The 12,947-nt window shown below is 73.8% G+C and carries 13 protein-coding genes; 6 read left to right on the top strand and 7 right to left on the bottom strand.

Annotated elements, in window-relative coordinates; all coding sequences use genetic code 11:
* Nucleotides 1–222 (bottom strand): hypothetical protein (locus ABD323_RS35115; protein WP_344446136.1); only part of this gene is annotated, 222 nt, incomplete at its 3' end.
* Nucleotides 223–524: 302 nt separating this feature from the next.
* Here ABD323_RS35115 and ABD323_RS35110 point away from each other — a divergent pair.
* The 3 genes from ABD323_RS35110 (at nt 525) to ABD323_RS35100 (ending at nt 2,381) form a co-directional block, all read left to right on the top strand.
* The gene (locus ABD323_RS35110; RefSeq protein WP_344446135.1) at nt 525–1,010 is read left to right on the top strand and encodes a hypothetical protein; all 486 of its coding nucleotides are present in this window, start codon (nt 525–527) and stop codon (nt 1,008–1,010) included.
* Between the two features lie 90 nt (nt 1,011–1,100).
* Entirely contained in the window at nt 1,101–1,778 is a 678-nt protein-coding gene (locus tag ABD323_RS35105) for a TetR family transcriptional regulator (protein WP_344446134.1), read from the top strand.
* A 48-nt stretch (nt 1,779–1,826) separates the two neighbouring features.
* On the top strand, nt 1,827–2,381 hold the full coding sequence (locus tag ABD323_RS35100; RefSeq protein ID WP_344446133.1) for a TetR/AcrR family transcriptional regulator: 555 nt from the start codon (nt 1,827–1,829) through the stop codon (nt 2,379–2,381).
* Between the two features lie 13 nt (nt 2,382–2,394).
* Here the strand turns inward: ABD323_RS35100 and ABD323_RS35095 are convergent, their stop codons facing one another.
* From ABD323_RS35095 to ABD323_RS35085, 3 genes are all read right to left on the bottom strand, one after another.
* On the bottom strand, nt 2,395–3,138 hold the full coding sequence (locus ABD323_RS35095) for a class I SAM-dependent methyltransferase (RefSeq protein WP_344446132.1): 744 nt from the start codon (nt 3,136–3,138) through the stop codon (nt 2,395–2,397).
* A gap of 311 nt (nt 3,139–3,449) precedes the next feature.
* Nucleotides 3,450–4,571 (bottom strand): inosamine-phosphate amidinotransferase 1, encoded by a 1,122-nt coding sequence (locus tag ABD323_RS35090; RefSeq protein WP_344446131.1) that lies wholly within the window; start codon nt 4,569–4,571, stop codon nt 3,450–3,452.
* 320 nt (nt 4,572–4,891) lie between these two features.
* Nucleotides 4,892–6,526: an nSTAND1 domain-containing NTPase gene (locus ABD323_RS35085; RefSeq protein WP_344446130.1), complete on the bottom strand. Its 1,635-nt coding sequence runs from the start codon at nt 6,524–6,526 to the stop codon at nt 4,892–4,894.
* A 181-nt stretch (nt 6,527–6,707) separates the two neighbouring features.
* Here ABD323_RS35085 and ABD323_RS35080 point away from each other — a divergent pair, with 181 nt between their 5' ends.
* Genes ABD323_RS35080 through ABD323_RS35070 form a run of 3 tightly spaced genes read left to right on the top strand, consistent with a single transcriptional unit; the run spans nt 6,708 to nt 9,537 of the window.
* Complete coding sequence (locus tag ABD323_RS35080) at nt 6,708–7,679, top strand: HpcH/HpaI aldolase/citrate lyase family protein (RefSeq protein ID WP_344446129.1); 972 nt, start codon at nt 6,708–6,710, stop codon at nt 7,677–7,679.
* Nucleotides 7,676–8,905 carry an 8-amino-7-oxononanoate synthase family protein gene (locus ABD323_RS35075; protein WP_344446128.1) on the top strand — a complete coding sequence of 410 codons (1,230 nt, stop codon included), beginning with the start codon at nt 7,676–7,678 and terminating at the stop codon, nt 8,903–8,905. The genes ABD323_RS35080 and ABD323_RS35075 overlap by 4 nt, the downstream gene beginning before the upstream one ends.
* Nucleotides 8,906–8,925: 20 nt before the next feature.
* Nucleotides 8,926–9,537: a MaoC family dehydratase gene (locus ABD323_RS35070; RefSeq protein WP_344446127.1), complete on the top strand. Its 612-nt coding sequence runs from the start codon at nt 8,926–8,928 to the stop codon at nt 9,535–9,537.
* A gap of 22 nt (nt 9,538–9,559) precedes the next feature.
* Here the strand turns inward: ABD323_RS35070 and ABD323_RS35065 are convergent, their stop codons facing one another.
* The 3 genes from ABD323_RS35065 to ABD323_RS35055 all read right to left on the bottom strand — a co-directional run bounded on the left by ABD323_RS35065 (nt 9,560) and on the right by ABD323_RS35055 (nt 12,840).
* A complete protein-coding gene (locus ABD323_RS35065) occupies nt 9,560–10,522 on the bottom strand; it encodes a quinone oxidoreductase family protein (protein ID WP_344446126.1) in 963 nt (320 codons plus the stop codon).
* Nucleotides 10,523–10,542: 20 nt separating this feature from the next.
* Nucleotides 10,543–11,877, bottom strand: coding sequence for a preATP grasp domain-containing protein (locus ABD323_RS35060; protein ID WP_344446125.1), 1,335 nt, complete (start codon nt 11,875–11,877; stop codon nt 10,543–10,545).
* Between the two features lie 213 nt (nt 11,878–12,090).
* Entirely contained in the window at nt 12,091–12,840 is a 750-nt protein-coding gene (locus tag ABD323_RS35055; RefSeq protein ID WP_344446124.1) for a hypothetical protein, read from the bottom strand.
* Between the last annotated feature and the right edge of the window lie 107 nt (nt 12,841–12,947).

Raw genomic sequence — 12,947 nt, 5'->3', positions numbered from 1 at the left:
CACCTGACCGCCCTTCGGCAGCAGCGGCAGGTGCTCGCTGACGGTCTCCAGCGGGATGGTGAACGGGACCTCCTCGGTGCCCCACTCCTCCTCGATCGTCGCGACCTGACCGGGCGTCACCGGAGCGTTGCCGGGGGCGGCCATCGCGGCCGACTGGCCCGCGAGTACGCCGGACCCGACCGCCAGCAACAACGCGCCGGTCGCCCGCTTGGAGAGCTTCATGCTGTTCACCGTTCTGTCTGTGGAGCTTGCCTGTGGAGCCTGGATGACGGCCGCCGCGCGGCCGAAAGCAATCTGCCTAAACGAGTAAGCGGCGCTCGGGATAGCACGGGTTAACCGGTATGGCCTAATAATCCGACCGCACGGCAAGGACTTTGGCGATCCGTCATCGATTTCCGAAGATTCCGCGTAACCTTCGCGCCCGTCATTCTTTGATCTAAATGTCGCAGCCAGGACGGTGTCGGAGGTAATCCCCCCGGACAGGCCGGCAACCGATGTGATTCATCCAGAGAGGTAGCTCCACCATGCTCCAGAAGACTTTCGCGGCTGTCGGACTGGCCGCTGCCGCCCTGGCCGCCACCGCCGCCCCGGCAGCGACCGCCCCGGCGGGCTGCGGGGGCACCGGCTGGGGCGCCATCGTCAACGTCGGCGACCAGCTCAAGGTGGGACTGGCCTCCAGCGACCTGACCAGCCCGACGGCGGCCGTGATGGGCGGCTACACCGCCTACGGCTGGGTGCTGACCGCGGGGTCCTGGTACACCGTCAGCGCCTGTGGCCACAGCGGTCCCCAGCTCGGCGAGCAGCCCGGCTACACCTCCGGCTCGCTGGTGGAGCTCGCCACCGGCTACGGCGACTCGACGGCGTGGAACGTGGTCTCCGCCGGCTCGGGCGCCTCCTACATCAAGGACTACCTGGGACAGAACTGCCTGACCGACAACGGCTCGGGCCGGCAACTCACCTTCACCACCTGCGCGCCCGGCAGCCCGGCCCAGGAGTGGCGGCTGCCCTGACCGGTCCCGCGGTCCCGACCGGTCAGGCCGCCCCGTCGGTCCGGCGGCCCTGACGGCTCCCGCCACCTGCGCAGGGCCTAGAGTTGGCGGGTGGCCACACGCACCGAGGACCCGCACCCCGTCGACCCGACCGGCCCGGCCGGGTCGGCGCCCCGCGCGGTCGGCACGGCCCGCCGCCCGCGCCCCTCCAGCAAGGGCGAGCAGACCCGCGCCCGCCTGCTGGCCGCCGCGCGCAGCCTGCTGGCCGGGGAGGAGGCGGGCACCTTCACCACCCGCAACGTCGCCGCCCTCAGCGGGGTCACCCACGGGATGTGCCACTACCACTTCCAGAACCGCACCGACCTCATCGTCGCGGTGATCGAGGACATCCGCCCGGAGTGGATCGGGCCGATGGAGGCGGCGGTCGCCGCCCCCGGCACCTTCGCCGAGCGCGCGGAGCGGGTGGTCGAGCTGCTGACCCAGCCGGAGGGCGCCGACCTGTCACGGCTGCACTCCGCCATGCACTGGTTCGCGGTCAACGACGACCGGGTCCGTGCGAGCCTGGCCGCCGAGTACGGGCGCTGGCGGGCCGCCTTCGTCGCGCTCTTCCAGGTCCTCGCGGACGAGCACGACCAGGGCTTCGACCCGCGCCCCCTGGGCGAGGCCGCGGCGGCCGGCGCCGACGGGCTGGCCGCGATCCAGGCGCTGGACCCCGAGGTCGACGCCGAACAGGTGGTTCGGGCGCTGATCACCGGGCTCGCGGCCCGGGCCCGTCCCTCGGACCGGTAGCCGGTCCGGGTAGGGTGGTGGCCCGTGGCGGACCGTAGAACAGCAATCATGGAAGCAGCCGCGCGGGTGATCGCCCGGCGCGGTGTCCGCGGCCTGCGGGTGGAGGAGCTGGCCGCCGAGGCCGGCGTGTCCACCGCGCTGATCTATTACCACTTCAAGGACCGCACCGGGATCCTGCGCGCGACCCTGGAGTTCATCAGCGACCGCGCGGAGCGGTACACCACCGAGCGCGACCCCGGCGAGCAACCGCTGGACGCCCGGGGCGAGTTGGAGCAGAGCCTGCTGCTGGAGCTGCAGGACACCGCGACCGTCCGGGAGAACAGCACCGCCTGGGGCGAGTTGCGCGCCAGCGCGGTCTTCGACCCGGACCTGCGCGAGGAACTGGCCCGCTCCACGCTGATCTGGGTGCAGGAGGTGGCCGAACTGCTCGGCCGGGTCCACCCGATGGGCGGCGCCGCGGCACTCGCCGGCTCGGCCGAACGCCTCACCGCCCTGCTGGAGGGCCTGAGCGTGCGCTGGCTCAGCGGCAGCCTCCCGCTGAGCCACGCCCGCGAACTGATGGCCGACGCCATCGACATCGAACTGGCCCGCCTGCGCGGCTAGCGTTTGTCCGGCCCTACCTCGGCCCACCCGGTCGACGGAACAGCGCCGTCCACAGGAACGGCTCCCCGAACAGCGCCGACTCCGGCGGCTCGTCGTGCATCCGGCGCAGGTCGACCTCCGTCAGGTCCGCGAAGAGGTGGCGCAGGGCCTCCGGGGTGTAGCCGAGGCCGCCCCCCAGGGTGCCCTCGCGGTAGAGGTCCGCGTCGGAGAGTTCTGAGCCCATCGAGCCGGCGGCGAAGCAGGTGAGCGCCAGGTGGCCGCCGGGGGCCAGCGCGCGGTCCAGCAGGGCCAGATAGCTGACGCGGCGGTGCGGGGGCAGGTGGTGCAGGCACCCCGAGTCGACCACCAGGTCGTACGGGCCCACCAGCTCCGTGCCGGTGAGCCGGAACATGTCGCCGCAGACGAACCGGACGTCCACCCCCGCCTCGCGCGCCCGGTCCCGGGCCCACTCCAGGCCCACCGGGGCGAGGTCGACCGCGTCCACCGCGAACCCCCGGGAGGCGAGGAACAGGGCGTTGCGGCCCGGGCCGCAGCCGAGGTCCAGGGCCCGGCCCGGGGTGATCAGGCCCCGCTCGAGGTAGCCGGCCAGACTCTCGTCCGGCTTCGGCACGAAGAACGGGACCGGCTTCGACCGGTCGGCGTAGAAGCCGTCCCAGAACTCCGGACCGTCCCCCGTGCTCAACCGGCCGTCCCGGCGGGCGAAGAGCCCGTCCAGGAGCGTCAGAACATCTTCAACCGTCCGTACGTTCCGGTCCATCCGGCCCCCTTCCGACTGCGCCCGATCCTAGGGTCGCCAGCCATGAAAGGCCAGGTCAGAGCGGGTGTGGCGATCCGACGCAGGCCTGCTTGGACCGCCCGGGAGCGACCGGTCGACCCCGCCCCCCAGCAGCGGCTCCCGCGCGCGTCCGTACCCCCGCGGGAGGCCGCGACGGGGGCGTCCAGCGCCGAGCCGGGCGCACTTTCTCTACGGAATTCCGCACCCGCCCTGCTGCCCGCCGCCCGCCCCTCGCGCTCGCACCTTCCAGGCCCGCGCCGGCCCGCGCCGGCCCATCCGGCTCCAGCGTCTCCTCAGGACAGGTAGTCCTCCGGCCCACCGTCGCGCCGGGTGTCCAGGGTGACGCAGTGGAAACCGCCGCCGAGCACCCGCGAGTGCCGCAGTCGGTGCGGCAGTACGGTGATGCCCGCGTGCTCCAACTGCTTGATCAGGCCGCGCTGGCCCGACTCCACGATCGCCGTCTCGGGGTTGACCATCAGCAGGTTCATCCCGATCCAGCTCTCGCTCAACGTGTGCTCGGGCGCGCCGCCCAGCGCTTCGGGGGCCGGGCCGCCCGCCGGCTCCGCCGGGGCCTGCGCCACCGCCTCGGCCGGCGGGCACCACAGGACGTCCCAGCCGCGCAGCGCCTCGGGCACCGTGTCGGGCCGGATCCGCTCGGGGTTGAGCAGCACCAGGCCCGGCCGCAGCAAGGCGATGGTGCTGTCGATGTGGGTGTAGCCGTAGATGCCGCGCAGCGGGTGCAGGCGCAGGTCGCCGAGCAGGCCCAGGGTCGACTCCAGCCAGCGCAACCCGAGTTCGTTGCCGCTGCGGGAGACCTGGTAGAAGACGTCACGGCCCAGCCGCAGCACGTTGGCGGCGTCGAAGACCGGCTCGCTCTCGCCCAGCAGCGGCAGGCCGTCCTCGTCGAACTCGAAGAGCTCGTCGCGCAGTTGCGGCCGGGGGGCGCACAGCCAGCGGGAGCCGGCGCGCAGGTAGTCGTGGAACAGGGTGCGCAGGCCGAAGACCTCGAAGTAGCGGGCGCGCATCGGGCTGGCCACCTCGATGACGGTGTCGCCGACCACCAGCGTGAGGTCACGCGGGCAGTAGGAGTGGAAGCCGCCCTCCGCGCTCCACTGCGGGGACGCGAACTCGGCCGCATGGTCGATCACTTCGGGCCGGTGCACGGTGACACCGAGGTCGCGCAGGGTGGCGCAGAGCGCTTCCAGGTCCTCCTCGGTCTCCTCGACGACCCGCCGCGCGTAGCTGCCCACGGGGATCGCCGCGAGCTCGTCGGCGGGGGTCTTCGGGAAGCAGGACAGCCAGCTGGACGGGTCCGCCTGGCTGGGCAGCCGGGCCCCCACCGCGCTGCCGACCACCACCTCGCGCAGCGTGCTGAACTCGTCCCAACTGTTCACCGGACGGGCCGAACTGGACATGACTCCCCCTGGGCACGGGTGCGGGACACGGATGCGGAACGCAGGTGCGGAAACGGCGGGAACGGCGGGAACGGCGGGAACGGCGGAAGGAGCGGGAACGGCGGCGACGGCGAGGACCGCGCGAGCGGCGGGGTCGACCGTCCCGGAGTGCGAACTCCCCGGCCTGGCAGGCGGACACACCGAGGTGAGCGGGCCGGAGCGACGGCCAAGCTACCCGCCCCGCCGACGGCCGCGCAAGCAGCTGATCGCCGCCGACACCACACCGAATCGGCTGATCAACGCCCCGGCGCGTTGTTCAAGGCGCGCCGCCCCGGGGCCGATCAACCGCGCAGGGCCCGCCGCATCCGGCTGCCGCCGGCGAGCGTGAGCAGCGCCCCGCCGGCCCCCACCAGGGTGGCCACCGTCAGGCTCTGGCGGCGCACCCGGCGCCGGTCGGCGGCGGCCGCCCGCACGGCCGCGGCCAGGAAGGCCCGCTCCACCCGGGCCGGCGCCAGTTCGCCGCCCGCCACCTGGCGCCGGACCAGCTGCAACCTGGCGCCCCGGTAGAGCAGTTCCGGGTCACCGGCGGCCGCGACCCACCTACGGGCGGCCTCGGTGAGCCGGCGGTGTTCGCCGAGCAGCTCCGGCCCCTCGGCCAGCCAGTCCCGCAGTCGCGGCCAGGCGTAGGGCAGTGCGTGGTGGGCGAGTTCGACGCTCTGCCGGTCGAGCACCACCAGCCGGGCCCCGACCAGCCGTTCCAGCACCGGCGGCACGCCCGGGTCGTCGAACTCGGCACGCTCCACCGGCCGCGGTGCCCCCTCGCCGCCGTCCCCCGGCGCCGGTCCGCCGCTGAGCCGCAGGAAGACCGCCTTGGCCCGCGCGCGGTCCGCCGGACCCAGCCCCTCGTACACCGACTCGGCGGACCGCGCGAGCGCCCCCTCGAAGCCGCCGGTGGCCTGGAAGCCGGCCAGGGTGAGCGCGTTGCCGCTGCGCCGCCGCCAGGTCTCCAGCAGCGCCGCCGACACCAGCGGCAGCGCACCGGGCTGTTGGGCGGCGGCGGAGATCAGAACGGCGAGCAGCGCGCCCTCGACCGTGCAACCCACCCGCAGGGCGGGCTCGGTGATCGCCCGGCGCAGCTCCTCGGGCTGCGGGGGGCCGACCACGAGCCGGGCGTCCCGGCAGGCCGCGGCCAGCACCGGGTGGCCGGCCGGCAGGGCCTCCTGGTCCGAGCGCAGCACCAGCACGACCCGGCAGCGCACCCCGGGGTCGCCCCCGGCGGCGGCCGCCAACACCCCGAGGAAACGGTCGCGTTCGGCCGCGCTGCGGCAGCGGGTGCGCAGTTCCTCCGCCTGGTCCACCACCAGCACCGGATCGGCCTGCCGCGACTCGCCCGTGCCGTGCCCGAGATGGGCCATCGCGACGGCGTAGGCCGCCATCGGCCGCTCGCCGGGGGTCAGCAGCGCGACCGGCACCCGGCTCGGTCCGACCCCGATCCGGGCCATCAGGCCGGCCCTGACCAGGGAGGACTTCCCCACCCCGGAGGCGCCGACCAGGGCCACCAGGCGCCGTTCGGCGAGCCGTGCCACCAGCTGGTCCAGCACCGCCTCGCGGCCGAAGTAGCGGTCCGCGTCGGCTGCTTCGAAGGCCACCGCGCCCGGGTAGGGGGCCCGCCCGGTCTCCTGGGCGCGGCGGCGGGCGGCGCTGTCGGCGGCCAGGTCGGCGGCCAGCAGCTGCCAGCGCAGCTGCCACTCGCGGACGTCCCCGCCGCAGGCCTGCACGTAGGCGCGGGTGACGGCCAGACTCGGCAGCCGGCGGCCACCGGCCGCAACCGAGAGGCTGGCGGCCGAGCAGTGCGCCCGCAGCGCGAGTTGCCGGTAGGGCGGGGTGCCCGCCCGCTCCCGCAGCGCGCGCAGGTCGCCCGCGAAACGCAGCAGCGGCTCGTCACCCTGGTCCAGGGGACTCTCCCGACGCGGCACGGCAGCTCCCTTCTCCGTCGAAGCGGTGCCCAATATTCATCATGCACACGGCAGTTGTGGTAAACAATGGCGCCTTCCGGGCCGTTGTTCCGAGTTGATGTTCAATGTCCACCGCTCGGCGCCGAACAATGCCGGTGGGATAGAACCGGAGCCGCAGACGTTGCTGACTTCGGAGATCCCCATGAAGTTCACGCGCTACTGCCGCTCCCTGCTGTCCACACCCGCGATGGCGGTGGAGCGGTACGCCAGGAGCCACCAGTCCGGGGCCGACATCGCGATGGTCGACCTGGAGGACTCGGTTCCGCCGGCCCACAAGGAGCAGGCCCGCCGGCTGGCGGCCGAGTTCTTCGCCCTGCCCTCCGCCAAGCTCGCCCGCTGCGCGGTGCGGATCAACGCCGTCTCGCGGCCCGACGGGCTGCGCGACCTGGTCGCCCTCACCCGCTACCCGGTCAAGCCCGACCTGGTGCTGATCCCGATGGCCGAGTCCCCGCGGGACGTCGAGATCGTCGCCGGCGCGCTGGGCGCGCACTGCCCCGAGACGGAGTTCCTCGCCGTGGTGGAGACCCCGCGCGGGGTCGAGCGGGCCGCGGCCATCGCCGGCGCCGGCCACCGGCTGCGCGGGCTGGTCTTCGGGTCGGCCGACTACGCCTTCGCGGTCGGCGCGCGGCTCTCCTGGGAGGCGCTGGCCCATGCCCGCGGACGGGTGGTCAACGGCGCCCGGAGCGCGGGGGTGGAGGCGATGGACGCGCCGTTCTTCGAGGTCGCCGACCTCGACGGGCTGCGCGCCGAGGCCGCGCTGGCCCGGGATCTGGGATTCAGCGGCAAGATCGCCATCCATCCGCGCCAACTCCCGGCGATCCACCAGGCGTTCACGCCGGATGCGGAACTGCTGGAGCGGGCCAGGCGGGTGGTCGAGGCGGGCCGGGCGAACGGCCGATCGGTGACTGTCGTGGACGGGATGATGGTCGGGATGCCGTTCTTCGAGGCCTCCGAGCGGCTGATCGAGCAGTTCGGCCCACCGCGCGCCCCCGACGCGCCACCCGACCGGAGCAGCAGCACCGGTACCAACGGCACCGGCACCGGCACCAGCACCAGCACCGAGCGCACCCCCGAACGCCGCCCCGCGACCGACAGGAACGAGGACCGAGCGTGAGCCAGCAGGAACCCCGGCCGGTGATCGGCCCGCGGCTGTACCGCAACGCCGAGACCATGCTCGCGGCCGCCGACCCCGTCTGGCAGTCGGCCGGCGAGCACGGGCTGATCGGCATCCAGGTGGACTCGGAGTCCAACAACCGGCTGACCGTGCGCGAGACCGGCCACACCTTCGCGAACATGGTCTCCTGCGCCTACCTGGGCCTCAACAACCACCCGCAGGTGGCGGCCGGCGCGGTGGACGCGCTCACCGAGTCGCGCAGCACCTGGCTGGTCACCTCCACCACCCGGATCCGGCACAACCTGCTGGTCCGACTGGAGGAGGAGCTCGGCGAGCTGTTCGGCGCGCACATCCTGCCCGGCGCCTCCTGCACCTCGCTGACCGCCGGCATCCTGCCGCTGGTCGCCTCCGGACACCTGGGCGGCGGCGGGCCCCGGGTGATGGTCTTCGACCGGTTCTGCCACTTCTGCATGGCCTACGTGAAGCCGATCTGCGCGGACGAGTCGCTGGTGCTCAACTGCCCGCACAACGACCTGAACTACCTGGAGGACGTCTGCCGCCGCTACCCGCGGGTGGCCTACGTGGCCGACGGCGCGTACTCGATGGGCGGTGCCGCCGCCCTCGACGGGCTGCTCGAACTCCAGGACCGGTACGGCCTCTTCCTCTACATCGACGACTCGCACTCGCTCTCCATCATGGGCGAGCACGGCGAGGGCTTCGTGCGCTCCCGGCTGGCGATGAGCCCGCTGACCGTGATCGTCGCCAGCCTCGGCAAGGGCTTCGGCACCGGTGGCGGAGTGGCGATGCTCGGCAGCCGCGAGCAGTTCGAGTTCCTGCACCGGCACGCCGGCCCGGTCGGCTGGTCGCAGAACATGGCGCTGCCACTGGTGGGCGCCTCGCTGGGCAGCGCCGCCATCCACCGCTCCCCCGAACTGCCCGAGCTCCAGCGCAGGTTGCAGCGCAACATCGACCTCTTCGACGAACTGCTGCCGACCTCCTTCGCGGGCAACGGCCTGCCGGTGCGCCGGGTCGACGTCGGCGACGCCGAGCGCGCCGTCAAGCTCTCCGCCCAGCTCTTCGAGCGCGGCTTCTACAGCTCGGCGGTCTTCTTCCCCATCGTCCCCAAGGGCGAGTCCGGGCTGCGGCTGATGATGCGGGCCGACATGGACGAGCAGCTGATCACCGAATTCGCCGGCCACGTCCGGGACCTGACCTCCGACCTCTGAGCCGCGCGGGAGCACCGGACATGAACACACCCGAAGCCGAGTCCGATCTCGGTGTCGACCTCGACCTCGACCTCGATGCCGGCACCGCGGCCCCCCACACCGAGCCCGAGGACGGGCCCGTCGGCTACCGGCGGATCGGCGCGCGGCGCTACCGCGAGGTGGTCGGCCGCTACTACGAGGAGTTCGTCGTCGGCGACGTCGTCGAGCACCGCCCCGGGCGGACCGTCACCGAGCTCGACAACGTCCTGATGAGCATGCTGAGCATGAACGACGCCCCGCTGCACATCGACGCGGCCTACAGCGCGCACACCCCCTGGGGACGGCCGATCGTCTCCAGCCTGGTGACGCTCAGCATCGTCGGCGGGATGACCGCCCGCAGCACCAGCGGGCGGACCATCGCCAACCTGGGCTGGCAGAACATCCGGATGACCCACCCGGTCTTCACCGGCGACACCCTGTACGCGCAGAGCGAGACGCTGGCCAAACGGCTCTCCGGCAGCCGCCCGGGCCAGGGCATCGTGAGCTGCCGCACGACCGGGACGAAGTCCACCGGCGAGGTGGTGATCGTCTTCGAACGGGTCTTCCTGGTCCCGCTGCGCGGCCACGGCCTGGACGAGGTCGCCAACTACTGATCAGGCAACCACTCCTCACCCCTCAGCTCGGCCCGCGCAGGTCGATCAGCACCTTGCCCATGGTCAGCCGGTCCGCCAGCGCCCGGTGCGCCGCGCCCACCGCGTCGAGCGGCACGACGCGGTCGATCCGCGCCACCAGCCGCTTGCGCTCGGCCAGTTCGAACAGGCGACCGGCGACGTCGGCGAACAGCGCGCGGTCGTCCAGCACGTGCTGGAGCCAGAAGCCGAGCAGGCCCGCCGAGCGGTCCGCCAGCTCGTCCACCGCGAAGGAGTCCTCGGGGCCGCCGCGTCCGCCCACCGAGAGCAGCCGGCCGAACGGCGCGAGCGAGGCCAGCCCGGCCCGCAGCAGCTCGCCGCCGACCGAGTCGACGAACAGGTCGACGCCGCAGGAGCCGAGCCGCTCGACGAGGTGCGGATCGCCCGGGTCCAGCACCGCGTCCGCCCCCAGCGAGCGGACGAACTCCCGCTTCGCGGCGGTGGACGCCAGCCCCACCACCCGGCCCGCCCCCAACTCCCGGGCCAGCTGCACCGCCAGGTGCCCGACCCCGCCGGCCGCGGCGGTCACCGCGACGCGCTCCCCGGGCCGCAGCCGGCCGAGCAGGGTGAGCGCCCCGTACGCCGTGGCGCCCTGCTCGAGCAGCGCCAGCGCCTGCTCGCCGCTCACCCCGGCCGGCACCTCCACGGTGTGGGCGTCCTCGGCGCACGCCACCTGCGCGTACCCGCCGCCGGCGCGCAGCAGCGCGACCACCCGCCGCCCGTCGCCCCGCTGGCGGCCGACCACGTCGGCACCCAGCACCGCGGGCAGCGGCTGGCCGCCGTACTCGCCCCGACGGCAGTGCAGGTCGGCGTAGTTGAGCCCGGCGAAGGTGACGTCGAGCAGGCACTGGCCGGGGCCGGCCACCGGCTCGGGCACCAGCTCGGTGCGGAACTCCTCGGGACCGCCGTGCCGGTGGATGACCGCCGCCCGCATCACCGCCCCGCTCACCGCTCGACTCGTCTCGCGGCTCACCGCGCGGGCGCCGCGAAGAGTGCGACCAGCTCGCGCTCCACCGCCCGGGCCCGCTCGGCGTCCTCCGCGATCACGCAGTACATCACCGTGCCGTCCGCCACCGCGAAGTCGCAACTGAAGACCACGCCGGTGCGGGTGCGCGGGTCGAAGTCCAGCCCGGCCCGCCGCACCGCCTCGATCGCGGCGGGGAAGGAGGGCACCGCGAGCCCGGCGAGCTCCAGGATCACCCGCCGCGCCCGGTGCTCGGCGCCCACCAGCCGGGCGAACAGCGCGTCGTGCAGGTGCGTCGACCCGGTGAGCCGCCCGTTGGTCTCGCTGAAGTACAACTCCCCGTCGGGCGTGCGGAAGGCGTCCGCGCTGACCGTCCCGCGGTAGCCGAGCACCCGCAGCGACTCGCACAACCGCCCGGCCAAGTCGACCAGTTCGGCCAGCGTTGCGGCGTCCGGGGTGATCGGCGGGGTGATCTCGCCGACCACCACCGGGTCCATCAGCATCTCGCCGCAGCCCGACAGCCGCGCGCCCTGCGCGGTGATCGCGAACTCCGCGTAGAGCGCCACCGATCCGGTGAAGTACCGCTCCACCACCACCCGTTGCCCGCGCCCCCCGGTCAGCCACTGCCACCGCTCGGCGACGTACCCGGCCACCGCCGCGCGGTCCGCCAGCGGGACCACCCGCTGCGCACCGGCCGCGCTGACCCGCTCGTCGCGGACCAGGATCTCGTTGCCGAATCCGCCGGCCTGGTACTCGACCTTCACCATGACGCTGTGCCCCTGCTCCAGCAGGTCGTCGACGGCCGCCTCCACCTGCTGCGGGGATCCGGCCACCGTCCCCGGCGCGATCGGCACCCCGGCCCCGGCCGCCAGCGCCCGGAACACCGCCTTGCTGTTGACCAGCGCGTTGCCGCCCTGCGCGGCGAAGGCGTGGCCCGGCACGGCCGAGGCGGCGCCCAGCGCCTGCGCCAGCTCGACCACCGCCGCGTTGGGCGAGATCGCCAGCACCGCCTCCACCGGCCGGCCGGCCAGCACCCGGCGCAGCTCGTCGCGGAAGCCCGGGTCGGCCAGCCGGTCCGGGGTGAGGATCTCCGCGCCCTGCGCCCCCGGCTTGGGGACCACCACCGTCAGGCTCTCGGCCCGCACCCCGGTCAGCGCCGTGACGTACCCGAGGTACACCGGGTCGGGTTCCCACGGCAGCACCAGGACGTCACCCTCCCGGGCGAACCAGAGCATCCGCTGGGCCCCGCAGCCGGCGAACAGCCGCTCCAGCGGCGTCATCCCCCCGAGGTCGCCGACCATCTCCTCGGTGCGGTTGTTTCCGATGCACAGCGTCGTCATCTGGCGATCTCTCCCGTGGCTCGGTGAACCCGCGCGGGCAGAACGGCGCGGTGAGGACTGCGGGGTCAGGACTCCGCGGTCAGAACTGCGGGCATGCGCTCCAGATGTAGCGCACCGGGATTGTTCGGGTCCGGCGCTCGGTCATTGAACAAAAACGCCGAACATTCCCCGCCCGGCCCCGGAGCCGACCCGCCCTCGGCTCGACCGGGGCGCTCACCGCTCCTGCGAGGGCCGGCCCGCGATCGCGTCGTAGACCCGGATCCGCAGCCGGCGCATCCAGCCGTCGCGCTCCTCGCGCCGCAGTGCCCGCGCGGCCTTCGCGCTGCCCTCCGGGTAGCGGGACCGCGCCCACGGGGAGCCCGGGCGGGCCAGCCGGATCGCCCCGACCACCGCCAGCAGCGGGACCAGCATGCCCAGCAGTCCGGTGAACGCCTTGCCCTTCGTCAGGGCCACCAGGGCGAAGCCGCCGTTGACCACCACCGTCACCGCGTAGTCCCAGTTCGACACCGGGGAGCCGTTCGTGGCCGCGTCGTTCACCCCGAAGGGGGCGGCCCCGAGCACCAGCAGGCCCAGCACGGCGGCGCCCACGACCACCGCGTCCACCGACAGCCGCCCGGCGTCCGACCAGTAGACGTCCTCCAGGTGCAGGATCAGCGCGAACTCGTCCAGCACCAGGGCCGCCCCCACTCCGAACAGGCCGGCGAAGATCTCGGTCCACGGGCGGTGCGCGCCCGGCGGCGAGGCCAGGCCGATGCCCGCGATGATCATGAACACGGTGCCGAAGATCTCGTGGTGCAGGTGCAGGCCGCCGGACTCGACGTTCTTGGGCCACCAGGAGACCTCGGCCCGGATCATCCGCACGCTCAGCCGGATGAACAGGAACGCCACGATGAACCCCACCAGCATCACCAGCAGCGGCTGCTTGCCCGGATCCAGGATCACCCGCGCGTACCAGCCACCCATGACGCCTCGCCTTCTCCCCGACCGACCCTGCCTCGATGCTGGCATCGTCACCCCCGGCCCGCGCGCCGGACCGACGGCAGCGGCCGGCGCACAGCGGCCGGGATCCC

Origin of the sequence: Kitasatospora nipponensis (assembly GCF_039528135.1) — a bacterium.
In the GTDB taxonomy this organism is placed as follows: domain Bacteria; phylum Actinomycetota; class Actinomycetes; order Streptomycetales; family Streptomycetaceae; genus Kitasatospora; species Kitasatospora nipponensis.
Note: the sequence above shows the minus strand (reverse complement) of the source record. Positions and strands in the feature narration are given on the sequence as shown.